Origin of the sequence: Shewanella sp. VB17 (genome assembly GCF_013248905.1) — a bacterium.
In the GTDB taxonomy this organism is placed as follows: Bacteria; Pseudomonadota; Gammaproteobacteria; order Enterobacterales; family Shewanellaceae; genus Shewanella.
On record NZ_JABRVS010000001.1, the window covers coordinates 1,084,544 to 1,110,368 of the forward strand.

The 25,825-nt window shown below is 39.1% G+C and carries 17 protein-coding genes and 1 tRNA gene; 8 read left to right on the plus strand and 10 right to left on the minus strand.

From position 1 onward, the window contains the following. Positions 1–4: 4 nt before the first annotated feature. Positions 5–3,730 carry a response regulator gene (locus tag HQQ94_RS04560; RefSeq protein WP_173293300.1) on the minus strand — a complete coding sequence of 1,242 codons (3,726 nt, stop codon included), beginning with the start codon at positions 3,728–3,730 and terminating at the stop codon, positions 5–7. A gap of 383 nt (positions 3,731–4,113) precedes the next feature. Between HQQ94_RS04560 and HQQ94_RS04565 the strand changes: the two genes are divergently transcribed. Continuing rightward, a complete protein-coding gene (locus HQQ94_RS04565) occupies positions 4,114–4,482 on the plus strand; it encodes a PleD family two-component system response regulator (RefSeq protein ID WP_173293301.1) in 369 nt (122 codons plus the stop codon). 551 nt (positions 4,483–5,033) lie between these two features. Here HQQ94_RS04565 and HQQ94_RS04570 read toward each other — a convergent pair. Next, entirely contained in the window at positions 5,034–6,074 is a 1,041-nt protein-coding gene (locus tag HQQ94_RS04570; protein ID WP_173293302.1) for a porin, read from the minus strand. Between the two features lie 617 nt (positions 6,075–6,691). Here HQQ94_RS04570 and HQQ94_RS04575 point away from each other — a divergent pair. From HQQ94_RS04575 to HQQ94_RS04585, 3 genes are all read left to right on the plus strand, one after another. Further along, entirely contained in the window at positions 6,692–8,215 is a 1,524-nt protein-coding gene (locus tag HQQ94_RS04575) for a methyl-accepting chemotaxis protein (protein WP_173293303.1), read from the plus strand. A 123-nt stretch (positions 8,216–8,338) separates the two neighbouring features. Then, on the plus strand, positions 8,339–9,130 hold the full coding sequence (locus HQQ94_RS04580) for an ABC transporter substrate-binding protein (protein ID WP_254304000.1): 792 nt from the start codon (positions 8,339–8,341) through the stop codon (positions 9,128–9,130). Between the two features lie 609 nt (positions 9,131–9,739). Then, positions 9,740–10,846 carry a DSD1 family PLP-dependent enzyme gene (locus tag HQQ94_RS04585; RefSeq protein WP_173293304.1) on the plus strand — a complete coding sequence of 369 codons (1,107 nt, stop codon included), beginning with the start codon at positions 9,740–9,742 and terminating at the stop codon, positions 10,844–10,846. 19 nt (positions 10,847–10,865) lie between these two features. On the opposite strand, the gene HQQ94_RS04590 is transcribed toward HQQ94_RS04585, so the two are convergent. Beyond that, positions 10,866–12,494: an ATP-binding protein gene (locus HQQ94_RS04590; protein ID WP_173293305.1), complete on the minus strand. Its 1,629-nt coding sequence runs from the start codon at positions 12,492–12,494 to the stop codon at positions 10,866–10,868. Positions 12,495–12,729: 235 nt separating this feature from the next. Between HQQ94_RS04590 and HQQ94_RS04595 the strand changes: the two genes are divergently transcribed. After that, a complete protein-coding gene (locus tag HQQ94_RS04595) occupies positions 12,730–13,341 on the plus strand; it encodes a superinfection exclusion B family protein (RefSeq protein ID WP_173293306.1) in 612 nt (203 codons plus the stop codon). Between the two features lie 342 nt (positions 13,342–13,683). Then, a tRNA-Leu gene (locus tag HQQ94_RS04600) sits at positions 13,684–13,768 on the plus strand. A gap of 252 nt (positions 13,769–14,020) precedes the next feature. Here HQQ94_RS04600 and HQQ94_RS04605 read toward each other — a convergent pair. The 3 genes from HQQ94_RS04605 to HQQ94_RS04615 form a co-directional block, all read right to left on the minus strand. After that, positions 14,021–15,709 (minus strand): NAD-dependent malic enzyme, encoded by a 1,689-nt coding sequence (locus tag HQQ94_RS04605; protein ID WP_173293307.1) that lies wholly within the window; start codon positions 15,707–15,709, stop codon positions 14,021–14,023. Between the two features lie 189 nt (positions 15,710–15,898). Further along, positions 15,899–16,363, minus strand: a complete 465-nt coding sequence (locus HQQ94_RS04610) for a DUF1456 family protein (protein WP_173293308.1) — start codon at positions 16,361–16,363, stop codon at positions 15,899–15,901. Between the two features lie 143 nt (positions 16,364–16,506). Continuing rightward, positions 16,507–17,706: an NRAMP family divalent metal transporter gene (locus HQQ94_RS04615; RefSeq protein WP_173296520.1), complete on the minus strand. Its 1,200-nt coding sequence runs from the start codon at positions 17,704–17,706 to the stop codon at positions 16,507–16,509. Positions 17,707–18,173: 467 nt separating this feature from the next. Here HQQ94_RS04615 and HQQ94_RS04620 point away from each other — a divergent pair, with 467 nt between their 5' ends. Both HQQ94_RS04620 and HQQ94_RS04625 read left to right on the plus strand, forming a co-directional pair. Beyond that, positions 18,174–20,732: a TonB-dependent receptor gene (locus HQQ94_RS04620; RefSeq protein WP_173293309.1), complete on the plus strand. Its 2,559-nt coding sequence runs from the start codon at positions 18,174–18,176 to the stop codon at positions 20,730–20,732. Between the two features lie 35 nt (positions 20,733–20,767). Beyond that, on the plus strand, positions 20,768–21,391 hold the full coding sequence (locus HQQ94_RS04625) for a glutathione S-transferase family protein (RefSeq protein WP_173293310.1): 624 nt from the start codon (positions 20,768–20,770) through the stop codon (positions 21,389–21,391). 77 nt (positions 21,392–21,468) lie between these two features. Here HQQ94_RS04625 and HQQ94_RS04630 read toward each other — a convergent pair whose 3' ends face one another. The 4 genes from HQQ94_RS04630 to HQQ94_RS04645 all read right to left on the minus strand — a co-directional run bounded on the left by HQQ94_RS04630 (position 21,469) and on the right by HQQ94_RS04645 (position 25,733). Next, entirely contained in the window at positions 21,469–21,969 is a 501-nt protein-coding gene (locus tag HQQ94_RS04630) for a DUF4447 family protein (RefSeq protein ID WP_173293311.1), read from the minus strand. Positions 21,970–22,137: 168 nt separating this feature from the next. Further along, positions 22,138–22,539, minus strand: a complete 402-nt coding sequence (locus HQQ94_RS04635) for an SMI1/KNR4 family protein (protein ID WP_173293312.1) — start codon at positions 22,537–22,539, stop codon at positions 22,138–22,140. 62 nt (positions 22,540–22,601) lie between these two features. Next, positions 22,602–23,384 carry a GTP pyrophosphokinase gene (locus HQQ94_RS04640; RefSeq protein ID WP_173293313.1) on the minus strand — a complete coding sequence of 261 codons (783 nt, stop codon included), beginning with the start codon at positions 23,382–23,384 and terminating at the stop codon, positions 22,602–22,604. Between the two features lie 264 nt (positions 23,385–23,648). Further along, on the minus strand, positions 23,649–25,733 hold the full coding sequence (locus HQQ94_RS04645) for a M13 family metallopeptidase (RefSeq protein ID WP_173293314.1): 2,085 nt from the start codon (positions 25,731–25,733) through the stop codon (positions 23,649–23,651). Between the last annotated feature and the right edge of the window lie 92 nt (positions 25,734–25,825).

The following is a 25,825-nucleotide window of genomic DNA, read 5'->3' on the forward strand; positions in this document are numbered from 1 at the left end:
TCCTTTACTCACCTATTTTTAGCGACAGTATTTTTAACTTTTCACTGGCGCTGAAATAATCAACATCCTGAATTTCCATCAAAATTGATTCAAGAGCATCATTATGTTGGTTATACGCACTTGTTGTTATGAGTCTATTGATGACATTTTCGGCGATTGCATTGTCATCTTCTAATAGCTTATTAAGTTGAATTATAAGTTGTTTTACAAGCTTGCTATCATCATCGTAATTTTTTACGTTATGTGTTTTTTTAACATTAGGTAGAGATTTTATTGAATCTAATGACCTTTTTAACTCTGATAAAAACACAGGGATTGTTTTATTTAATATTTCAATTTTATCTTGATCAATATTCTCTATTAAATCACTTGCTATTTTTTCAATTTTTTCTGCAAGTTTTGATAAATGTAACCCTCCTAAGCTCGCAGATGATGATTTTATGGTATGGAACAATCTGTGTAAGTTAACAAAGTTTTCTTCGGCTTGATCTTGAGTAATGTTAAGTTCAATATTGTGGTATTCATCATAAAATAAATTAAGCATTCTAATATATAAATTTATTTTGTTATTGTGATGATTTAGCCCGAGTACAGGATCGAAGCCTAAAATATTCATGGGTAAAAACTCTTGCGTTTCTGCGAGTGCTTGCTGCTTTGTTTCAACTTGCTGATTATCATTGATGTCTTTATTTAGCTCAGCAGTACCAAGTGGGTTTATATTGGCATTTACATTAATCCAGCGTGTGATAGTTTGATATAATAATTGATGGTCGATAGGTTTATTTAGGTGGTCATTCATACCAGAATCTAAACTTCTCTTATAATCATCTGGCGAGGCATGCGCTGTCATTGCGATGATGGGTAATTGTTTATATTTGACATCATTTCGTATGAGTTGAGTCGCTGTTAGTCCATCCATGATCGGCATTTGTACATCCATAAGAACAAGATCATAGCTATTATGTTTTATCATGCTAACGGCCTGCTCGCCATTAGATGCTGTAGAGACTATTATACCAACATCCATTAGAAATTCACTGGCAACTTCACGGTTTAATGCACTGTCATCAACGATGAGAACGTGGCAGCCCCGTAGTACATGAAGATCGAAGTTGTCTGATAGGTTAAGTTCTCTATTACTTGCTATGGGGGCTGATATTTCTTCATGAAAAAAAATTTCGAGTAAATTATCATGAATGCCTGATGCATCAACAGGTTTGGATATTATTTTTTTGATGTTCGCCGCTTGTGCATCTGATTCTATTTTGTCAACATCGTAAGCTGTCACCATCAGCATGGCGACAGGGGTTTTTATTTTAGTATTACAGACTATTTTTTCGGCTGTTTCTACCCCGTTAATTGTCGGAATATTCCAATCAAGAAACACCACATCATAAGGCTCTCCTTGGCTAGTCGCAGCTTCAAGTTCACCGATCGCCGAATAACCATCAGCGACGGTTGTTGTTTCTATACCCAAGGCTATCAAAATATCGGCTAAAACCTCTCTTGCCATTGCATTATCATCAACAACGAGAGATCGCATCCCTTTTAGTTTGTTATATGAGGGTTTTCCTTGGTATTTACTGCCATAGTCTGGTTTTATGTTGCAGGTGAAATGAAATTGGCTTCCTTTATTCATTTCACTATCGACCCAAATATGACCACTCATGAGTTCAGTTAGTTGGCGACAAATAGCTAAACCAAGACCTGTTCCGCCATATTTTCGAGTAATGCTTGCATCAATTTGGGTAAATGGTGAGAATAACTGATCGATCCTTTGAGGATCAATTCCGATCCCAGAGTCGATGATACTGAATTGTAAAGTATGACGATCAGATTGCTGTTCTAAGCGTTTTACTCGAATGATTACTTCACCTTTATCTGTGAATTTTACAGCATTACTTGCTAAATTTATTAAAATTTGTCCAAGACGGGTAGGATCACCTATCCAGTGAAAGTGAACGTTATCATCAATGTCTAACAATAATTCAACGCCCTTACTTTGAGCTTTATAAGCACTGATATTGGTGACTCGGCGCAGCACATCTCTCAAGTCAAATTCATAGTCATCAAGTGTGAGTTTATTCGCTTCAATTTTTGAATAATCCAATACGTCATTAATGGTATTGAGTAACACATCTGAAGATGATAATACCTTTTCCATGAAGTCTCGTTGGCGTTTATCTAAAGGTGTTTTTAACATTAATTGAGTTAAGCCTATGATTGCATTCATTGGTGTTCTGACTTCATGGCTCATGTGGGCTAAAAAATTTGATTTAGCTTGGCTGGCTATTTCGGTTTTTTTATGCGATTCGACTAATTCAAATGTACGTTCGGATACCTTTTGTTCAAGTGTGGTACTGTATTCGAAAATTCGTGTTGCCATGGATTTAAATACCGTGGCTAATATTCCCATTTCATCTTTTCGATGACTAGGTAATTTTATGTCTCCACGTGCGACTAATTGATAATTTGCTTGTCCTATTTCAGCGGATGCTTGACCAAACATTTTTAACGGTGTTACGACCTTCTTTGATATCACCACATACAGCATTAGCATTTCAATGATGAGTGACAGTAACCCGATAACTAACACAAAGTGTGCAGTTGAACGTGCGGCTGCTATCACTAATTTTTTGGGGTACACTGTTACTAGTAACCAATTTGGTCCATTTATCCGTGCTGTTGCCATCCATGATTGTTCAGTCTCATCAAAATTGATGAATACGCTTTCATCTGTGGCTTCATTTGCCATGATAATTTTATTTATCATGGCGTTAAGCCTTGGGTCGCTTTGAGTGTTGGTCGATAACTTATCGATCCCTTGTTTCATTGCGCTTTCATTGTCTGGGTGCACGATTATTTGTCCATCTAAGCTGACAATAAAGTTGTATGTGCCTTCGAGTTTGTCATGAATAATTCGGTCAATGACATCTACCAGTAAGATATCATGACCTATAGTGAGTAAATGTTCGCCGTTGATATCCACAGGAGTTTCCAAAGAAACTAACCAAGATTTAGCTGTTTTGTCGAAGTAAAGGCTTGTCCAGACAGAGGTGCGTTGGGGATTATTTTCAGGGGTGGCTATGACGTACCATTGTTCTTGAGTGATATCTAAAGTTGGATCGACGTTTAATCCCCATGGCACATCTGGCCAGTAGGTTAAGGCTACTTTTTCAGGCATAGAGACATAGAGGTTTTCAAACCGAGTCGTCCATGCAGGACCAAACTGAGCCAATAGATGATAAGAAATGTTGACTTTATTTCTAAATGTTTGCTCTTTTATAGGTGCATCACTAGCAATATATCCTGTCAGATTTTTTAAATGTTCACCTTGTGTTGTCATTAATCCATAGTAACTCTTTGCTTTTAATTTAGTTATACCGTCTTCTTTATGAAGAAAACTCTTATTAAATTCTTCTTCAGATACATCATTATTACTGTTGAATGCATCAATAAAGTGTTGTTTAAATACTTGATGATTCTCAGTGGCCAGTTCAAAGACTAAACTTTCTTTTTCACTACGTTCTTTTATATATTTTTTAATAGTTTCAACAGCTTGAAATTCATATGTTGTTGTTATATGCCAATATGTTACACCTGCAACTAAAATCACAATAAATGTAAGATGGATAGCCATTTGCAATAGCATGGAGGTCGTTAATCGATCTTTTAATTTTATAGCATCAAAATCTGAAACTAACTCCATTGTTTGCAAATGTCCTTGCATCACTCATCCTTAATCAAATTGAGAAAACCTAAAATAAATTGTTGTGATGTTGTTTAGGTAAGCAAAGCTTAGTTTATGAAGTTGTTATTTCAAGTACATGTAATAAATAATAATTAACTCGATAACATGATGAGAATTAGACTGTTATCATGTCATCATTTATGTAGTAATGTGAATAAAAATTCATATGGACGACTCCTGCAGATTTAATTGATTTAAGCCGAAATATGTAGACATTTGATAGTTCAATACAGTTTAAATCAGGTGATTTTTGGCTGGCATAGTAGGTTGACTGGTCTACTAAACTGAATGTTCTCACCTAGCTTTCCTTAAAAAATTGGATACAATTAAAGGGAGATTGATTCGAATTAAAAGAGAGAAAAATGAAACGAGCCAAAATCCTGATTATTGATGATGATCCGGTGTGCACTGGTTTACTACTCGCAATATTAGGTGATGACTATCAAGTTATTACTGCTAATTCAGGTGAAGGTGGGATTGATGTTATTAACTCACAAATACCAGATCTCATCTTGCTCGACATTACTATGCCAAAGGTTAATGGTTATCAAGTGTTGAAGCATTTGAAAGATGACCCTCATCAATCATCAATCTATGTTATTGTCATCAGTAGTTTAATTGAAAATTCAGATAAAGAATTAGCGTTTAAATTAGGGGCTGATGATTATATGACTAAGCCTGTCGTACCCTCTGCTCTACTGGATAAAGTTAATAAGTACATACATAGATAATGAGTTGTCTCTAAACTACCTCAAGATGCAGGGATCTGCATGTCGAGAGGTGACAGGATTCGGGGGCGTTAATTGCTCCTGCATTATTCTACCTTCTCATCCATGGAGGCGTACCTCCTATATTTATATAGTCGTTCTTCGCCCTACCTTCTGTATTTAACCTCCAATGAAAGGAGAAAATGTCTTATTTTATATGAAAAAAAATAGGCCATGCAGTCGTCATTTACTATTTAATAACGAAGAAATAAGTTGCTTCTCGCCTTGCACTGCGGCAATTCCCGTAGAATGCCCTCACTGTGTTATCGAGATTAAGAAGGGAGTAGCTATTATCTCAATCGCTGCCTTGTTCAGCTATCCTATAGGGACTCTGAAATGAGTATCTTGAAGTTGATTGGCTATGTTATATAGTTATTTGTATTTAAAAGGTTTAATTTATTATTATTCATGTATTGTGAGTGGGTTGTTGTGTTGATTCCAGTCCTGCAATAAACTGAAAGAGGCATATAAATTAGCCTCTTTCAGTTAGCAAGTTAATCAGTTAAGGTTATTATTTAACCTTTCCAGCTTAGATCAAAGTCATATCTAAAACCAATGGTAACAGCTTGATCGTCTTCGTTGTTGTCGAAGTTTTTTGCCAAATATTCCAAATGAACGCGGATGTTATCAAGGGGGTTCCACTCAAGGGTGGCATTGAAACCATCATAGTCCATAGAGCCGGTGGTCTTTATTCCATCTTCAAACATAAAGTAACCCAGCTTCACTTTATAGTCGTTACCTATCGGCATGGCTAAGGCTGTGTCTAATGCGCTACCACTGCGGTCTTGAGGAAACGTTGTATCATAGTTATAGTCTTTATCTTGATAGCTGATGGCTAGATAGAGATCATTACTGAATGTATAAGCGACGACTGCACCAATGTTGGTATCGTCACCATCAATTCTATTTTTGTCAAGATAGCCTAGACCAAGATGTAATTGATTTAAATCATAACCGACACCAATATTAACCATATCCGCATCGTCATTATTACTACTGTTGCCATCAAGTTGTGCACCAGCCATCCAAGTAAACTGACCTGTCACTAGTTGGTAATTTACAAAATTGCTGACGCGAAATGGATTGTCGTAGTCATAAGCAAAAGGGCTACTTCTATGGTTAAAAATATCTACATACTCAGCAACTAAAGAGTATTGTGCGACATATTGCTGACCGATGCTAACCTGCCCGTAAGGTGATGCAATCGCAGCATAGGCTAAACGAACATCACCAAAGTCTCCTCCTTGATCGATTTCAACTTTCCATTCACCATGAGCCATAGCGGTCCAGCCATCAGCAAAATTGGTACTGGCTTTGATACCAACACGAGAAAGTGCATCGGTAACATCCCACGTTTTATCTTGTCCATCATCTAGATAGCTAAGTGATGGGCGAAATGAACCATAAAGGCTCGCTTGGCTATTTTTAAATTGTGATGGCGCTGTGCTGGTTTCAAGTTTAGCAATACGTGCTTCAAGCGATTCAGTGTCAGCTGCATAAGCATTAAAGCAAGATAAGCTAACGGCGATTGCGATAAGTGATTTAAGTGTTTTCACAAATTATATTTCCATATATTTGGCTGTAACTAACAGCCACATCTATTGGGAATACTCATCAATAAGTACCGATGAGCAAGGTCTATACAGCTTTTGATAAATAGCCAAAGTGCCCTCATTGGGTTTTTATCAGCTATTGTTGTTACTATCAGTACTTTATATCGTATAACTTGTTGCGGTCAAGTGTGGTATCGTACAACTTTTAACGTATTTGCAACGCGTTATTATGGTTTAAATATAAAGACAGAATTCCAATGATTTAGCGTTATATTGTAGAGGTAAGGTAAAACGACAATCACAGGTGTAGTTCTGTAGTATTGTCTGGCTGGATCATGTTTTGGTTTTAAACAATGACGCTTGTTATTCTGAGTTCAGATTAAGCAAGAGCATGAGTGTGTCGTCTCTATTTGATACATCAATGATTTAACTTTAATATTTATGATGTTTAATAAAAATAATCAATTAAAACATTAGAATAGGAGTGTAGGGAATACGAATTATGGTAGGCAAAATAGATCAAATTTGTTCTATTTTTTACCGGAACCTAAAACTTATGCTATTTTTATACAAGACATAGAGTAAAAATCAAATGCTTAACTCAAGGACATATATTAACAATGAATTCTGAGAGCATTAATCTAAAATTAAATTTACAGTTTTCTGCTGTAGTAACTGTATTTTTATGCATTTTCAGTGTATTTAATTATTATACTGCGAAGAATAATTTACATAAAAATTTAGAAAGCCAAGCTAAGCATGCTTTATATCGGTTAGAGTTAAATTTGCCTGCAATTATTTGGGATTATAATACAGACTTATTGATAAGTAATGTAAATTCGGAATTGTCTGCTGATTTTGTTAGTGGGATTTTAGTGATTAGTGGTGAAGATCGTTTAGCTTTGCAAGTGAAAGAAGAAGGTGAACTCATAGCTGGTGATACTCTACCTGAAGATAGTGCTTTTACAAAATCAGCCAAATTGTTTTTTGATGATTCGGGCGAAGTTAAAACTGTTGGTGAAGTGACTTTATTTATCGATGATACAGTGGTGAGAAAAATCTTAAGTGAAATGCTGATTAGTCAAATTATTCAGTTGATTTTATTGATTATTGTTATCTCATTAATGATGTATTTATTACTTGGTCGAAATGTTTGGAAACCCTTAAAAGGGATCACCCATGCTGTTTTTGATATTGCAGAAGGGGAAGGGGATTTAACACAGCGATTGGATGATAAAAAGAAAGATGAAATCAGTACTCTTGCCGCTGGGATAAATTTATTTATCAAAAAATTACAAGGCACTATAACCGAAGTCTCTCATACCTCAGAACAATTATTTGACTCTGCTACTCTCACTTCTGGTAATTGTGTAAAAAGTAATGAAAGTATCATAAGACAACAAAGTGAAATAGAACAAGTTGCCACGGCTGTTACGGAAATGTCTGCAGCAATAGATGAAGTAGCAAACAGTGCTTCAAATGCCTTAAATTCACTTAATAATGCTAAAGAACAAGCTGAAAAAGGTAAGAATATCGTAAGCAAAGCGGTGTTTACTATTGAAGATTTATCTAAATCTGTCGAAAAAGCCACCGATGTAATACTTTATTTGGCTGAAGAAAGCGAAAACATAGGATCTGTTCTTGATGTTATCCGTGCTATTGCATCACAAACGAACTTACTTGCACTGAATGCTGCTATTGAAGCTGCTCGCGCTGGTGAACAAGGACGTGGTTTTGCTGTCGTCGCTGATGAAGTTAGGACGTTGGCACAGCGAACTCAAGATTCGACACAAGAGATCCAGAAAATGATAGAGCAATTACAAAATTCAACCCAAGAAGCTGTTTCAGTAATGACTTCTTGTAAAACTTTTGCTCATCAGGGGGTAAGTGAAGTAGATGACTCAGGATTAGTTTTCCAAGAGATAGTGACTGGGTTTGGTGAAATGACCAATCTAAATACTCATATAGCAACGGCGACTAAAGAACAAAGTACCGTTGCTGCAGAAATCAATCAAAACGTTGTCAATCTCTCTGATGTCGCACATGAGGCTTCTGCACTTTCAGCTCAAATGTCGTCGGACAGTGAGAGTTCATCAAGCTTAGCGATGCAATTACGTAAACTAATGAATCAATTTAAAGTATAATTTTATACAATCATACTTTAAATTGAACAAATACGTATACACACTTCCTAGTTAATTTGGACATAGTGATAAATCTATCCTAACCTTTAAAAACTGAGCAAACCTAATTTTTGGAGTTAATTAATGTCTAATCACATAAAAATTATTATAAGCAAACGACTCTTTTTATGCTGTTTAATGTTAATTTCAATGTTTTTTTTAAATCCGTTATTTGCTAATGATTTAAGTAAAATTAAACTTATCAGTGAAGTTTACCCTCCCTATAATTATGAAGACGCAGGTGCTAATAAAGGGATTGCGATTGATTTACTTGTTGCGGCTATGAAGCAGCAAGGTGTTGCTATTTCTGCAGGTGATATTAAAATCCTACCTTGGGCCCGTGGTTATAAGACTGCACTAAAGGGTCCAAATATATGTTTGTTTGCTATGACTCGTACCGCTGAAAGAGAAGCTCTATTTAAGTGGGTAGGACCCATTTCAAAAACTAGAATTGTTATCTTATCAAAGAAATCAAGCGCGATAAAAATTGCCTCCCCCACAGATTTAAATAATTACACCATTGGTGCTATTCGAGATGATGTTGGTGAACAGTTATTAAAAAAATTAGGCATATCATCATCGTCCATCAAACTGGGTTCTGATGCCAATGCAATTGTTAAGAAAATAGAAGCTGATCGAGTACATTTATGGGCTTATGAAGAAAATGTAGGTCGATGGTTTATTAAAAATCAAGGAATAGACAATGCTGACTATGAGGTTGTCCATGTTCTTAAAGAAGCTGAACTTTATTATGCATTTAGTAAAGATGTAAGCGATGAAACCATTAATGCATTACAGTCAGGGTTAGATAGTCTTAGTTCTAGCACTGGTGAAGCAACGACAGTTTATCAAGATATTGTGAATAAATATCTTTAACGATTATCTTTAATGATTAACTTTAATCATCCGCTAGTCACATGGATGTGGCGAATGTCTGTATTGCAGGAGCAAATACAACCCTTCTCTTCAGTGTTTTGAACTCCTGCGGAATGAACAATGACTTAATGTATTTGGTATAAACCCAACAGGTTTAAACAAACCTGTATCACCCCGGCTAAGGGGAAGATAATCCGAATTGAAAGTTCCAGCCATAAGGGCTGGAGGCGTTATCTCAAGAGGTGACTCAAGGGAAAAGGGAAATGTTGGTGTGAGGTGGCGGATGAATCCGTTAGTAAATTATGCGGTGCCCAATAAATGGTTTGACGGATCAGTGCTAGTGAACTTTGAGCATATAAAACGGGATATGTGTTCAGCGCAAAGCTGAATTGAGCAGCACCTACGGTTCTGAGAGAGGGGTTAGGCGAAAATGCCTCACCTTACTTGATATCCTTTCGCTAACTATTTCCAATCCAAGTTAACGCTAGATCTCAGCAATAAACGACTCACCGTATAGACTAAAATTTACTTATATTTTAGCTGTGACAGTATGAGTTGTGTATTAAGATGAGCTTAAAATAATAGCATCAATAAAGGTAAGTCTTAATTATGGATATCTCACAGCTGGATACTCCGGCGTTAATCGTGGATCTCGATATTCTTGAGAGTAACATTGAGGAAATGCAAAAGAGAATTGACAAATTAGGGTTAATACTTCGCCCGCATACTAAAGCGCATAAAATTCCCGCCATAGCACATATGCAGATAAGATCAGGTGCCCAAGGAATATGTACCTCTAAATTAGGTGAAGCAGAGGTAATGGCTAAGGGAGGGATCAAAGATATTTTGATCACGACCCCCATTGCTGGAAGCACAAAAATTCAACGACTAGTGAATTTGCATCTTAACTTTCCAGATTGCCAATTTATTCAAGTTATTGACCATATGTATCACGTCACTGAGATAGCTAAAGTTGCTATAGAAGCTGGTGTAAGTATTCAGTTAATGATTGAAGTTGAAAGTGGTCAACAGCGCTGCGGTGTTGAAGTTGGGAATGAGCTTGTTGAATTAATAGAGCATATTAATCAACACGAAGGCGTTACTTATGCAGGTATTCAAGCTTATAGCGGTCATTTACAGCATGTGAAAGGTTATGAAAATAGACACGTTCAGGCGAGAGCAGCTGTTGTAGGATTGTTTAATTTTATCGAGTCGACTTTAAAGCCTAAAGGTCTTGAGCCTGAGATTATTAGCGGTGGTGGTACAGGGACTTTTTCGGCATATCAAGGGTTGAATTACAGTGAAATGCAGGCCGGTTCTTATCTATTTATGGATGCGGCTTATTGTGCGATTGGTGACGAATTTAATCCTATGCAAAATAAACAATTTAAAACAGCATTAAAAGTGGTGAGTACCATTATCAGTAAGCCTAAAAGTAACCGAGTTGTGAGTGATGCTGGTATGAAGTGTCTTTCAATTGATTTGGGCATGCCAGTGGTTGATGGCGATAGCAGTATCCGTTATCAAACCGGAGGAGATGAACATGGTATTTTACATTTGAGTGAAGACAGCAGGAGGCTAGAGATTGGTCAGCAGATTGTTTTTATCCCTAGTCACTGTGACACAACGCTAAACAATTTCGATATACTTTATGCTGTACGCGATGGCAAAGTACTTGAAAGATGGTCTATTGAAGGGCGCGGTCGATCTGATTGATAAATTGGTTTTTTATTTACTAAATGATGGGATCAAAATCCTCATTTTCTGGAGGTTCGACAGGGAAGTCAATATGGAAACAGGTACCATCTAGATCCGATTCTTGAATTAATTTAATGCTGCCTTTTAATAAGGTTGCAGCATTAAAAGCACCTGATAAGCCTAAGCCCACCCCCCCCTTGTTACGTGATGTTGTGTAGAAGGGTTCAAAGATCCGAGTTGAGTCATCTTGTGAAATCCCAGAGCCATTATCACGTATCAAAATATTAAGTTGCTTACCGTCGAGAAACGCTTGAATGTGTATCACTGGTTTTTCAACGTGCTTAAATGCATGAGAATAAGCGTTAGATAATACATTGGTGATGATCTGTTTCAGCAAATTATGATTTGTACTAATTGTCAAAGTGTCCTCTAGTTCAAGTTGCATATCGACTGTGATGTCGGTAAATAGGGCTTTGACTGATTCATGGTTATCAATAAAGTCTTGCTTAAGATTAAAACTACGTTTCTCTTCTTGAGTTTGTTGCGCTGCCACAGTTTTAAATTTTTGTATCAAAGTGCTTGCACGAGTGATGTTATTGACGATGAGCTCGCAATTCATTTTGTACTCTTCTAAAATCGTGTCGATTGCTTCTAGGGTGGCATCTTCACTGTGTATAACGGTTACCAGTTCATCAATATGGTGAAGCTGTGAGCTGGCTGCAGTTAAGCATATTCCGATAGGTGTATTGATTTCATGTGCGACTCCAGATACCAAACCACCGAGTGCTGCCATTTTTTCTTGCTCAACGAGGACTTCCTGAGCACGCTTTAATACGATTAGCGATTGTTCTAGCTCTCGAGTTTGCTCTTTTACTTGTCTAGATAGATCTTCTTTATAACTGGTTTCTATTGCTAATAGCCTTTCCCTGTCAGTTAGCGCATCAACTAGTTCCTGCTTAGATCGCTTTATATCTGAAAATGAAGCTCTTAATTGTTCTTGCATGGTATTGATGGCTAGAGAGACTTGATCAAATTCGTCATTTTTATTTTTATTACTATTCTGCTCGAAAGTGAGAGGAACAAAAGGAGAATCAAGATCGATTTTTTGGCAATATTGGCTTATTCGATGTAAGTGCCGTGTGACCATGTACCAGACTAAGAAGAGGATAAAGCCAGCGACAATAGACGTCTTTATGGCATTTGAAAGTAATATGATTATCGCACGATCTAGCAACTTGTTGTACACGGCTTTAAGATCTGCTTGTAGGAGTAATGTACCAACGGGAATGCGATCTGTGCCTGCACGATAAGAGAGTTCAAAGGATTTTTCGATGGTATTTTTAGGTGATAGTTCACCAGCGGTCCATTCTTGACCGCTATCATCGTTAATTGATATATAACTGACGTCGGGTAGCTGAATAAGCCCATGGAGTTGAATGTTGATCAGGCGCTCATCTATGACCCAGATACTGGCTGCCAGTACATCGAGGTTTACTTTTTCTATATTTGTAAACTGCCTGTCGATCCTGTCGACATCGCCTTTATAATCCCTAATGAGTTGAAAGCCGGTTGTTAATAATGTGATTAACGAGCTAAAAATAACAATTGATAGCGTTAGCTTAAAACCCATAGGGCTATGAATTAATTGGCCTGTAAATGACTTCATGAATCCTTTTCTTGTGTTACGAAAGAGCGCTCTTAGCTCAATCCATCATGTTTACGTAAATTGCGCTTGGTTTTGTTGTTATAAGCATAGACGGATAATTAGGTTCGTGTGTCTGTTAATTAATTATAAACAAAGATAAAAGCAGTTACGCGACTTATTCTGTATTGATGAGTGCTTGTGGCATTAATATTGCTTAGTGTTAGTCCTGTTCATTTTATTGACATTAGGCCTGAATATGAAGAAGATAAAGTTGAATTTTGTTAAAAAAACAAGCTCTAAAAAATTGGTTTTTAATGTTATGTTATGGTTAGTCATCGTCGCTGGCATGCTTCTTTTTATACCTAAATCTCTACTGCAAGTTGTCAGTTTAGAGATTCTAGTGACAGAATACTTACACTTTATTAGTTTAGGGTTTATTGTCGGCATTACGTATTTTATGACTCAAGTTTTGGATTATTTTCTCAATGAAGCAATAGCTCACTTGAAATATAAGCGTATTGTTAAGGGAATAGAGGAAAAGGTTAGATTATTAGATCCTACTGAGCGAGCACTATTAAGGGAGTTCTTTCTCCAGGGTGAAACAATCTTAACTTTGCCTGAGGAGGAAATTGCAGTGAAAAGCCTATTAGTAACGAATATTATTGAGAGCATAGGTAATCAGAAGCATTATGCTATTCAAGGGTCCACTGCTGACTATAAAATTTCGATGAGAGCTAGAATTTACTTAAACCGTCAAGTGTTAAGGCTACCCTCTGGTGAGCCGAGTATGGAAGAAATGCAACAGCTTATTAAGGCTAGGCCGAACTTTGCCAATAATGTTGTCGGCTCACGTAAGCATGCGGCTTAAGAGCGAGTATTTATAGCTCCCCTCTTTTTGATATGTCGAATTTAGTATGTCGAAATGGATTAACTATATGGGTCATAACACATAAGGTTTAGCAACATAAAGAGTGGAAAGGTGCGATAGGCTATATCTAAACTTACTTAGTTCTCCTTATAATTATTGTTTGTATTTGACTACATATTCTTCGCCTAAGTATGTATTATCGTCGAACAACACATTTTAAGAGTGAAAAATGACCACTTGGTAAGTTGTCGCTTTTAAAGGCTTGCCATTACCAAGATCAAAGGTATAATCCCCGTCACTTACTGAGATCAGATAAGATTTTTAGTAATGCTATTTAATGATGCCGGTGTGGTGGAATTGGTAGACACGACGGATTCAAAATCCGTTGTCGAAAGACGTGTCGGTTCAAGTCCGACCTCCGGTACCAAACTTTAAAACCTTGCTTACGCAAGGTTTTTTTGTATCTGGCGTATGATAAACCTCTTTATATAAGTGTTATTTGCTGCTCTTCAAGTAACAGAATCACCTATTTGTCGGATAACAAGTCCCACGTCTCTTCTGGGCTGGATTCATCATTTGAAGGCGAAAAAAAGCTACCAGTATACAAATGGTAGCTTTCAATATAACAATGGGCCGGAATCTAAACTCTGATCCCTGAACCCTAATTGTTACTTAAGAGTTAGAAGGATGTTCTTTTGTAACGTCGATATTCAGCGGTCCAGAAGTTGTTGTCGATTGATTTTTTAAGCTGTTCATCGGTACAAGGTAATGCGTGTCCTTGTTCTACAGCAACTTTCGCGACGGCGAAGGCGATGTGTTTACTCACCCTATGTATGTCCTCTAACGGTGGCAATAGTGGGCCTTCATCATTAACGGCTAAAGGTGAACATTCGGCTAATGCGCGACTTGACGCCATTAGCATTTCATCACTGACACGTTTAGCGCCAGCTGCAAGTACACCAAGGCCGATACCGGGGAAAATGTAACTGTTATTACATTGGGCTATTTCGTATACTTCTCCTTCAATAACAACAGGTTCAAATGGGCTTCCTGTTGCAACCAAGGCTTTGCCCCCAGTCCAATGAAGAATATCTTTTGGTGTTGCTTCAACACGGCTTGTTGGGTTTGAAAGTGGGAAGACAATTGGTCTAGGGCAATGTTGATGCATTGCTTTAATAATCTCTTCACTAAATAGTCCTGGTGCACCAGACACACCAATAAGCACTGTTGGTTTTGCGTTGTGCATGACATCAAGCAGTGAAATGTTATCACTGAAATTTTCCCAACTTTTCACATGATCGCATTGTTGTGCTAGCTTTTGCTGAAAAGGCAGTAAGTTAGGCATGTTACTTTGGAGCATTCCCCAGCGGTCAACCATAAAGACTTGTTGACGAGCTTGCTTCTCGGGTAGTCCTTCGTTAATCATTTGGGCGACGATGGCTTCAGCGATGCCACAACCAGCAGAGCCAGAGCCTAGAAATGCGATGCGTTGGTCGCTTAAACGCGTCTTAGCAGCTTGACATGCTGCAAGCAAGGAGCCAACAGTGACCGCCGCAGTACCTTGAATATCATCGTTAAAGCAGCAGTATTGATCCTTGTAGCGATCAAGTAATGGCATGGCATTTTTTTGTGCAAAATCTTCAAATTGGATCAAAGCATTGGGCCAGCGTCTGCTAACAGCTTGCATGAAAGCTTCGACAAATTCTGTGTACTCTTCTCCGCCGATACGCTGATGGCGCCAGCCCATATACATAGGATCTTCGAGTAGATGTGGATTATCAGTACCCACATCTAATGTGATTGGTAGCGTGTATGCAGGGCTGATCCCGCCACAACTTGTATAAAGAGAGAGTTTGCCTATTGGGATCCCCATGCCGCCAATACCTTGATCACCAAGTCCTAATATGCGCTCTCCATCGGTGACGACAATAATTTTGACCTTTTGACGAGTCGAGTTATTAAGGATATCGTCAATTCTGTCTTTATGCGGGTAAGAAATAAAGAGTCCGCGGTTGCGACGGTAATTTTTAGAAAAACGTTCACAGGCTAAACCTACCGTAGGTGTGTAGATGATGGGCATCATTTCGGTAATGTGATTTTGGACTAATCGGTAATATAGTGTTTCGTTAGTATCTTGAATATTTCTTAGGTAGATATGCCGGTCGAGATCATTGGTAAAATTAGTGTACTGGTCATAGGCACGAGATGCTTGTTCTTCGATGGTTTCAATCACATGCGGAAGCAGGCCTTCGAGATTGAAAAATACACGCTCTTCATCGGTAAATGCGCTACCTTTGTTAATTAACGGGGCTTCAAGAATAGCGGGGCCAGCGAATGGAAGGTAGAGCGGGCGTTTATGATCGTCCATTGGTAACCTTTATGATAAGTGAGTTATTTAGGATGCTGTTGGTATTTTTAAAGACTAACACAAAGTGTGATTTTTGTTGTCTTTCAAGTGCTATTTATTCAGCTTTTCTTCGATTGTTTTTCATGCTGAGATTCTTAGGGATAAAAAAACACAGACTAAGCTGTGTTTTTATTCGTTCGGTAAAATGGTTTATTTGCCGCGATGTTTTAGCGATAAACCTGTGGTGAAATTACGTAACACCTGATCGCCACATTCTTTGAAGTGTTTATGACCCGGCTTTCTAAATAGTGCACCTAATTCAGATTTTGACATAGTGAATTCGGCTAAATCTAACGTGCTGATAATGTCATCTTCACGCATTTCAAGTGCTACCCTTAGCTTTTTAAAGATAAGGTTATTGTTTAATTGTGATGCTGGCTCAGGGATCTCTGCGCCTTCTTTTAAGCCGCGTTTTTCAATGATCAAGCCATCTAAGAAAGAACACATGATCTTGTCATTGCAAGGTTGATAGCCTTCTTCTGATTCTTTTTTAAGCATATTAATGAGTAACTCTTGAGTCATCTCATGGTTTGCTTTGGCAAAAATTTTGATCATTTTTGCATTTGGATAGTCAAATATGAAACGGATGCGGCGTAAAATATCGTTGTTAATCATAATTCTTTGTCTTTATCTCGTTGATTCCGCGTCTGCGGGATCTTGTGGATGTTATTATAACTGAGTTTTACGATTATCTTCTGACTTATTTAAACGGCATGTTTGCCCATCTTGGTTTTGAGTGCATATTATTGATGGCGCAGTTATTTTGTCAATATCCAAAAGATAAACAATAAGGCAAAACCAATCAGGTAGGTCATGCCTAGCATTGATAGACATTTCATTTTCCAGCCGTAACGATCTGACTTGTTTAAAGCGGAGCTGGTCATTAATTTATAGTTAAGTCCGGCAAAAATCACGGTAGTCATAAAGGCCAGTATCATGACCAATTCCAGTAAGGGGAGTAGGGCACCTTTGAAGAAAAAGACAATGGCTAAACTTAATGCACAGAGAGTCAGCATTATGCCTGTCAGACGTTGACTTGAGTCTTGCTTTTTTGCCAACAATTGCCAGCCCATGTTGAGTGTGCGGCTGTATCCATCAATGACAGTGACTGTGGTGCTGAAAATACAAAGTAGGGCTACGGTACCAATGAGATATTTGCTCTCATGACCAAGTACTTGGCTGTACAAGGTGATCAGTTGATTAGCAAATAGTGCTCCCGAACTTGAAAAGTGCTCACCACTGCCATGCATGACTAATGAACCCAATGCTAAGAAAACAACGGCTAAGAGTGAAGTGAGTAGATAACCAAAGTTAAAATCCAAAATAGCCTGTGCCTTAGAGATAGGTTGGTTTTTTTGTTTTTCTAATAACCACAGAGAATTCCAAGCACTGACTTCTATTGGTGCTGGCATCCACCCCATCATGGCAACGATAAAACCTATATTGGCCCATTGCCAAGGAGATTGAGGGATAAAATCTGAATGAAGTACCGTTGGAATATTAAACGCTAGGGCCACGGCAGTTAAGGTGGAAATCGTAAGGCATAGCATGATCACCTTAGTCAATTTATCGAGTAGGGCATAATGCCCCAAAATGAGTAGTGTTAAACTTGAAACTAATACGATAAGAGTGAGTAAATCGATTGATAAGGGTACAAATAGTGTCAACATTGCTGCTGTCAGCATGGCGACGCCAGCGGTACTGCCAATCGCTGCAATGATGTTAAGTCCGCTAAATAGCAGCAGGTAGCCTCGTCCTTGTTTTAGGTAGCCATGGAGTAAGCTTTCTCCTGTGGCTGCGCTGTATCGAGCACCTGCAGCAAAAAAAGGATATTTAAGCAGGTTTACGGCAAGAATAACCCAGGCAAGTCGCCAGCCAAATTCTGCGCCTGCTCGGGTTGAAGCAACTAAATGAGAGGCGCCTATCGCTGCTGCTGCGGTTAGTAATCCTGGTCCCATGGCGGCTAAAAAATATTGGATTTGATTCCATACACTTAACTTTTTTTGGCATTTTTTGAGGTTTTGGTCTGCACTGATGTTGTTCATATTGGTTAATAATATCTGGAAGTCTTCGAATTATAAGCACTTAATATGACACGTTTATAAAGTGCATTAAAGGCCATTATAGCTGCCTATGTATATCATTAGTATCTTGGATGCCTATTCGTTTTAAGTTATTACAAAAAATAACATTTTTGCGTTACATAAAACTGACTCTACTGTGATTTGTTGTGTGATTTTGTTGTTTTTTATGGTTTAACTTTGTTCTTATGGTTTTCTTTTGGTTGTTTAATTCAATTAATGAGTTTGACTTTTGTTATTTATTCTTTAGTTTAGTTTTTAAGCTTATCTGTTATTTAGTTGAGCTGTTAATGAATTTTGTTATAAGCAAGTAAAAAAATAATAAATAAAATCAGGGGATGATAATGAAACGATTACACACTTTACCCAGTCTCTGTGCTGTGGCTGTTACTACTGTATTCACGCCTAATGTAATGGCCGTGGATGAATCAGTTGAGCGTATTGAGGTGACGGGATCTCGTATTAAACGCACTGATATTGAAGGTCCGTCGCCGATCCAATCTATTAATAAAGACGATATTGCCAACATGGGCTTTGATAACCTGCAGCAATTACTGGAGCGTATGCCTGCTAATGGTGCTGGTGCATTTTCTACTCGCGGCAACAGTCAAGACTCGACGGCAAATGGTGGCGCTTCTATTAGTTTACGTGGGCTTGGGCCTGATGCCACATTAGTCTTGATTAATGGACGACGCGTCGCCTCAAGTGCATTTGCTGAAGGCATAACCAATTCTTTTGTCGATATAAATAATATTCCGGTATCGGCGATTGAGCGTATCGATATTCTTAAAGATGGGGCCTCGGCCATCTATGGCTCCGATGCTATCGCCGGGGTGGTCAATATCGTGCTGAGAAAAGATATCGAAGGTATTGAAATTAATCTTGGTTTAGGTGAGGCAACGGGCAATGGTTACGATGAACAAACCGCAAGTTTAGTGTGGGGGGTAAAAGCAGATAAAGGCAGCGCCTCAATTATTCTGGATTATTTTAACAATGGTACCTTGTCAGCCTCTGAAATGGGCCGATTTGGCACCGCCAATCAAAGTCCGTATGGTGGTCGTGATTTGCGTTCTGGTCGCGGCTTTCCTGGTTCCTTTATTGTAGATAAAGTAAAAACTGTTGATCCCAGCTGCCCTGCCGATCGCGATAATGGTACGGCTTGTGTGTTTGATTTTGGCCCCTATAACTTAGTTATCCCGTCGGCTGAGCGCATCGGCGCCATTGGCCAATTTGATTACCACTTTAATGATGATTTGACCGCATTTTTTGAGTTTGCAGTACAGCACAATACCTCTGAAGCCGGCGGCGCGCCGACGCCATTGGATGAGGAGGCAGGCTTAACGGTACCAGGCACCCACCCCAATAACCCTTGGGGAAAAGATGCTGTTATCGACCTATATCGCACTGTGGATGCCGGCGCCCGTCGCTGGGATATTGAATCTGATTCAATGCGATTAGTCTTGGGACTTCGCGGGGTCATTAATGATTGGGACTGGGAAGTGTCGGCGCAAAAGGGGCGCAGTGAATCATCTCAAACGGGTGATAGAAGTCAGGGCTGGGTGAGAACCGATTACTTGCAAGCTGAAATCGATGCGGGGAATTATAATCCCTTTGGTGGTACTTATAATTCAGCTGAAGTGATTGATCGTATTACCACCAGTTTGGTCAGGCAAGGTGAGTCTAATATCAGCGCATACAATGCCAGTATTACAGGCCACGCATTTACCTTGGCTGATCGTGACATCATGATGGCAACCGGAGTGGAGTATCGTGAAGAAGATGTCAGTGATGTGCCAGATGTGCAATTTCAGCGCGGCTTGATATACGGCACCGAATCCGTATCAGCCGCCGCCGCTCGTGAGCAATATGCAGCGTATGTGGAGTTTTCAGTCCCGCTCACTGATAACTTTGAGTTGCAACTTGCTGGGCGTTATGATCATTACAGTGATTTTGGTTCAACCACTAACCCCAAAGTGGCATTTCAATGGGGGGTGACCGAAGATCTCACCGCCCGTGCTTCTTGGTCTACCGGCTTTCGTGCTCCGTCTTTAGCCCAAATTGGTTTAGGCCCATCACAGGCGAGCAGTTTTATAACTGATAAATATCTCTGTGCTGCCAATGGTCCAAATCATCCAGATGGTACCTGTAGACCGTTAGATTTTAAGAGCGCATTTTCTGGTAATCCTGATTTGGAAGCTGAAGAGTCTGAGACCTGGAATATTGGCATGATTTGGGCGCCGACTCAGCAGTTTGATATAGGCTTTGATGTTTTTAGCATTGTTCAAGACAATAAGATTGATAAGCTGCAATTGAGCGATATTTATAATGCTAATTGTAATGATCAAAATAGCTCTGTGTGTAAACGCTTTACGCCTGAGCCTGGTAAAACATTCGGTGATATTAATGAAATTGAATCAAGTTTTGTTAATTTGGGCTCGCAAGAAGTGCAGGGGATGGATATTTCTGCCCATTACGGACTCGGACTTGATCAATATGGCGATGTGAAGTTTGGTCTTGAGTGGAGTTATATGCATAACTTCGAGAAAGAGATTAATGGAGAAACGGTGGATTATACCGGCGAGTATAAATACCCAAAAAATAGATGGTTGGCGACCACTAACTGGATGATGGATGATTTAGCGGCCAATGTGAATTTAAGCTATATCGGTGAGTTTGAAGATTTTAATAAGACCCGCACGGTGGATGAGCAACTACTTGTGGATATGTCCGGCTCGTATCGTTTCAACGATACGATTAAATTAAGTGTTGGCGTCAATAATGTCTTCGATGAAGAGCCCTCATTTGCCATTGGTGATGAAGATGGAGATTTCTATGGCTATGTAACTTCGGTGCACAATCCCATGGGACGTTATGTTTATACTAAGGTGACGTTTAACTTTTAACTAATATCAGGAAACTGATTATCAAAGGAGTTTGAATGATTAAATTATACGGTGTACCTCGTAGCCGTTCATTGCGTGTATCCTGGATACTTGAAGAGTTAGGTCTGGATTGGCAATATCATTTTATCGATTTTGCTAAGGGCGACAATCATAGTCCAGACTTTCTCGCGGTGAACCCGTGTGGCAAGGTGCCAGCCTTGATTGATAATGGTTTGGTTATCACTGAATCCGCAGCTATTGTATTGCATCTTGCTGAAAAATATGGTGATAGGAAGCTACTGCCGGAAGCGGGAAGTGATGCAAGTGCACTGCATCACCAGTGGGTAAGCTTTATTATTTGTGAGCTTGAGCAACCGCTTTGGACCATAGGTAAACATAAATTTGCCTTACCTGAAGAGTTACGGCAGCAGAGCATGTTTGCTGTAGCAAAGTGGGAGTTTGATAAGGCAGTAGCACTGGCTGAAAAGTGGCTCCCTGATAGCGATTATTTATTTGGGGATAGTGTGTCAGCGGCAGATATATTATTAGGGCATACTTTATTATGGGCAACACGTTTTGAGCAAGTTATTCTGCCTAAGCTGGCGGCTTACCGTGACCGAGTGACGTCAAGAAGTGCCATGAGTAAGGCACTTGATAAAGAGTTGGCTGGCGCAGAATAACCATTAAGCACGCTAAAACTAAAAAGCATCTAAATAGATGCTTTTTTTATTCTTCATTGACACTAATAATCTGTACTTTAAATCTGTGTAGCAGCCCATTTAGCTCGGTTTTCTCGGCTCTCTTTTAAGCCTTCTTTGTCACGATAAGCTTTGTAGCTCTCAATGTTGAACGCCACTAAGGTTACTTCAACTTCTAAGATGAGTTGACACTCTTTTTTAATGCGCCATGCTGAAGTGTTGTAAAGCTCTGCCAGAGGTAAAGATCCTAAAAAATCAGGATTGTATTGAGCATAAAGTGCCTGATTGGGATAAACGAGGAAGCTTAGTTGACGTTTCGGCTCCTTTTTAAAGAGTGCTTCGATACTGTCACAGGTGTTTAAAACTTGCATTTCAATGGTTTCATCGATGTCGATGAGCTTTTTTTCTGCTAAGCCTGATACAGGTTTCTCACCAGTCTCCCATGCAATGACCTCTTCTTCGCTTGCTTTGCTTAACTCGCCAACTTGTGCAGGCGTTAAGCCTAAAGATAAGCGCAGGTACTGCATTTCAATAGCATTTAAACCAGTATTTTTTGACATTGCATTTCCAAATATAAATTTTTAGCTTGCTTGAAGCTAAAAGATAAATTGAGTCGAACTTAGTTTTCAATCGCTTGGATCCATTGTCAGAATGACTCCCAATACTCACTTTCGGTACCGTCTGCATGCTGTCAATTTACATTATTAACCAAGGGGGATTTCTAGCGGTTAGCTTTTCATCCAGACTGCTTCGACCCATTGCCAGAATGACTCCCAATACTCACTTTCGGTACCGTCTGTATGCCATAAAATGACTTGGCCTTCTTGATCGATACAGTAGAAATTATCACCTTGCTGACAAATAGGCACATATTCACGTGGCATGCCAATTGACCAAGCGTAGGCTGTGACTTCTGGCAGAAAAGTGTGAGAATTAGGATCGCTTGCGGTAACAGGCTCTAACGAGCCATAGATGACATCACTGGCATAAAGTAGATACTGTTTTAGTTCACCAGGAAGAGGCATTAAGATTTCTTCTTCGGCCATAACAAGTTGATCGAATGTAGGGAGTGCTAAAGGAATAGGTACGGTTTCACTCATTTCCTGTAGTTGCTCTATGATGTCGTGCATTGTTTGTCACCGTTAACTATTAATATAAGGCCAGTATATCTTGAATCCGTTGGGTTTGTTAGTTAAGCGGCGATAGCGGGAATAAGTCCAGCATTATCGATACGCTTATAATTTAACCATGCTTTGTGATATTGCTTGTGAGAGTGTTGACGTAATTCAATGATTCTTGCTGTTTCTGTATCGAATAAATCTCTTTTTGCACTGTTTGCTGCAGCCATAATACTTTGTACTTCTTTATAGTTATCATGCTCTGAGCCATTTTTTATTTTGGCTATGTCATTAAGGTGAAGCTGCACTTCGACAATCATCTTAGTGTGAGGTAATTTGATCAGAACGTTGAGATCACGGTAACCAGATTGCTTAGGAGAGACAAAGCGATTTTTAACTTGGAGTAGCTCAGTTTGCTCATTAAGTGCTTGATAGGCATGCATAAGGTCTTGAATGTTATTAGCTATAATACTTGCTCTTGCTAAGTCAGTGAGCTGGCTTGCATCACCACCGAACTTGGTTGTGATTTTGTTTAGGGCTCTATCATGGGTTTTTATTGGAGGGAGTGCTGCAATAAGCGAGGTATTCAGTGTCAACTTACGAATGATGAGGTTTAGCTCATCTTGAGCTGGCTGAGCTTGCGAGTATAACGCGTCTAGATCGCTGCTTGTTTGTCGATGAATATAATTTGAGTGGCTGAGTATTGAATTCAGACCCGTTAAGTTTTTGAGTAGTGATGGCCTTACAGCATAGTTATCACTTTTATCTTGGCTTTGAAGCTCATAACTTGCTGCGAAACTGGTGCGGGTAGAAAGAAGAAGTAGGAAAATGAAAAACGTTCTAAATAGTTTGTTCATACTATTCATACTGTTTATAAACATATTAGGGCCCTTAACTCGTCTTAAGTGCATCTAATGTAGATGTTGTTTGCTTAATTTAGGCTGGATGGAAAATTAATTTTTATTCATCAATTAGAGTCTACCATTGTGCTTGTTTCAAATTTGCGTATTGATCCATTAAGATCACATCTAAATTTATTAATATTATGCTTGAGTAAGTGGAAGTTAGAAACAAGAGTGCTTATTGCACTCTTGTTAAACAAGAACGTAAGATGATTTTTACTACCAGATTTTAACTTGCTTTGCTGGTGCTATGTACATTGCATCACCTTCTTTCACGTTAAATGTGCGATAGAACTGCGGCATGTTTGATAGTGCGCCCAGAGAGCGAAATTTAGCCGGTGAATGCGGATCGGTTGCGACGCGATTGCGCATTGTTTTTTCTTTGATTTTGGCGCGCCAGATTTGAGTGAAACCAATAAAGAAACGTTCATCACCCGTTAAACCATCGATAATTGGAGCTTCTTTGCCGTTGAGTGACTTTTTATAAGCCTTATAAGCGATGGTGACCCCAGAGAGATCACCGATGTTTTCGCCGAGTGTCAGCTCTCCATTAACATGCAAATCATCAAATACAGCATAGCCATTATATTGAGCGACAAGTGCATTACCGCGTGCTGAAAATTCAGACAAATCGTTTTCTGTCCACCAATCACGCATGTTGCCTTCACCGTCAAATTTCGCGCCTTGGTCGTCGAAACCGTGACCCATTTCATGTCCGATAACTGCTCCTATACCACCATAATTTACTGCATCATCAGCATCCATATTGAAGAACGGGGCTTGTAAAATTGCTGCAGGGAACACAATTTCATTCATGGTCGGATTATAATAAGCATTGACAGTTTGTGGTGTCATATGCCACTCCCATTTACGGATAGGGCCTGCGAGTTTTTCTAATTCTTTTTCGTGAGTGAGTTTGTTTGCGCGTATGTTATTACCGATGAGATCATCGGGCTTGATGGTGAGTTGGTCGTAATCTTCCCATTTGTCAGGATAGCCGATTTTAGGATTGAATTTAGCCAGCTTTTCTTTAGCAGCGACTTTAGTGTTAGCACTCATCCAGCTTAGATCATCGATGCTCTCACCATAGGCGCCACGAAGGTTTTCAACCAGTGCTTGCATGCGCACTTTGGCTTCTGGTGCGAAGTGACGCTTTACATAAACCTTGCCTACTACTTCACCTAATATGTTGTTAATAGTATTGACGCCGCGCTTCCAACGAGGCTCAGCTTCTGCTTGACCATTAAGCGTTTTAAAGAAAAAATCAAAATTTTCATTATCAAATTCTACACTCATTTCACTAGCAAAATGAGTCAGTAATTTCCACTTCATGTAGGTTTGCCAAGTCGTTAGATCGTTAGCATTAAAGACTTCGTTGAAACCTTTAATGAAGCTAGGTTGGTTGATGATTATGTTTTGCTGTTTTTCAACACCTAAAATACTTAGGTAGCCAGACCAGTCGATATCTGGTGCTAGTGAAGTCAGTTCTTTAATTGTCATTAAGTTATAAGTTTTAGTGCTATCGCGCGTCTCAACGACATCCCAGTGTTTGCTTGCGATGGCTGTTTCTAGGGCTAAAACTTGCTCAGCATTTGCTTTAGGGGAATTAAGGCCTGCTAAGGTGAACATCTTCTCAATGTGTTTGGCATACGCTTTACGTATATTGACGAAGCGTTCAGCTTGATTAAAGTAGTAATCTTTTTCTGGCAGGCTTAATCCGTCTTGCCAAATATGAGTGGCATAGCGGCTTGAGTCTTTTGCATCGACATCGATATAGAATCCAAGTGGAGTATCACTACCCATTATTTGACTATTGGCGAAGTAGCTGACTAATGCACTTTTCGTTTTTAATGCATCAATTTTGTCTAACTCTACCTGAATAGGTGCGATACCTAGTTTATTTAGCGTTTCTATATCCATAAATGAACGGTAAAGATCAGCCACTTTTTGTTCGTCACTGCCGGCGAGTAGATTAGGGGTTGCGGCGACATCTTCGATAATCGCTTTGACATCGTCACGTGATTTTTCTCGAAGCTCGTAAAAAGCACCAGTGCCTGTCCTGTCACTTGGGATCTGCGCATTGTTAAACCATGTACCGTTAACATAGCTGTAGAAGTCATCTTGTGGGCGCACTGATTTGTCGAAGTTCGCAAAATTTATTCCAGAATCTAAGGCTTTTGATACTGCTGTGGCTGTTTCTGTTTTATTGAGATTGGGAGTTTTGATGTCGGCAGTTTTATTATTACAGGCAGAAAGTCCGATTATGAGCGAGGCACAAAGTCCCCCAACAAGTATTTTATTCATTTTTTACCCTTGTTATTTATTTTTTGCCTATTTAAAGGTTATTTTTGTTATTTACCACGTGATGGCCTGATATGACCAATATTATGATCATT

Bases quoted from the DNA above. Each gene is read 5' to 3' on its own strand.
- HQQ94_RS04560 (WP_173293300.1), bottom strand. From the start codon at position 3,730: ATGCAAGGACATTTGCAAACAATGGAGTTAGTTTCAGATTTTGATGCT.
- HQQ94_RS04565 (WP_173293301.1), top strand. From the start codon at position 4,114: ATGAAACGAGCCAAAATCCTGATTATTGATGATGATCCGGTGTGCACT.
- HQQ94_RS04575 (WP_173293303.1), top strand. From the start codon at position 6,692: ATGAATTCTGAGAGCATTAATCTAAAATTAAATTTACAGTTTTCTGCT.
- HQQ94_RS04580 (WP_254304000.1), top strand. From the start codon at position 8,339: ATGTCTAATCACATAAAAATTATTATAAGCAAACGACTCTTTTTATGC.
- HQQ94_RS04585 (WP_173293304.1), top strand. From the start codon at position 9,740: ATGGATATCTCACAGCTGGATACTCCGGCGTTAATCGTGGATCTCGAT.
- HQQ94_RS04590 (WP_173293305.1), bottom strand. From the start codon at position 12,494: ATGAAGTCATTTACAGGCCAATTAATTCATAGCCCTATGGGTTTTAAG.
- HQQ94_RS04595 (WP_173293306.1), top strand. From the start codon at position 12,730: ATGAAGAAGATAAAGTTGAATTTTGTTAAAAAAACAAGCTCTAAAAAA.
- HQQ94_RS04605 (WP_173293307.1), bottom strand. From the start codon at position 15,709: ATGGACGATCATAAACGCCCGCTCTACCTTCCATTCGCTGGCCCCGCT.
- HQQ94_RS04610 (WP_173293308.1), bottom strand. From the start codon at position 16,363: ATGATTAACAACGATATTTTACGCCGCATCCGTTTCATATTTGACTAT.
- HQQ94_RS04615 (WP_173296520.1), bottom strand. From the start codon at position 17,706: ATGGGACCAGGATTACTAACCGCAGCAGCAGCGATAGGCGCCTCTCAT.
- HQQ94_RS04620 (WP_173293309.1), top strand. From the start codon at position 18,174: ATGAAACGATTACACACTTTACCCAGTCTCTGTGCTGTGGCTGTTACT.
- HQQ94_RS04625 (WP_173293310.1), top strand. From the start codon at position 20,768: ATGATTAAATTATACGGTGTACCTCGTAGCCGTTCATTGCGTGTATCC.
- HQQ94_RS04630 (WP_173293311.1), bottom strand. From the start codon at position 21,969: ATGTCAAAAAATACTGGTTTAAATGCTATTGAAATGCAGTACCTGCGC.
- HQQ94_RS04635 (WP_173293312.1), bottom strand. From the start codon at position 22,539: ATGCACGACATCATAGAGCAACTACAGGAAATGAGTGAAACCGTACCT.
- HQQ94_RS04640 (WP_173293313.1), bottom strand. From the start codon at position 23,384: ATGAACAAACTATTTAGAACGTTTTTCATTTTCCTACTTCTTCTTTCT.
- HQQ94_RS04645 (WP_173293314.1), bottom strand. From the start codon at position 25,733: ATGAATAAAATACTTGTTGGGGGACTTTGTGCCTCGCTCATAATCGGA.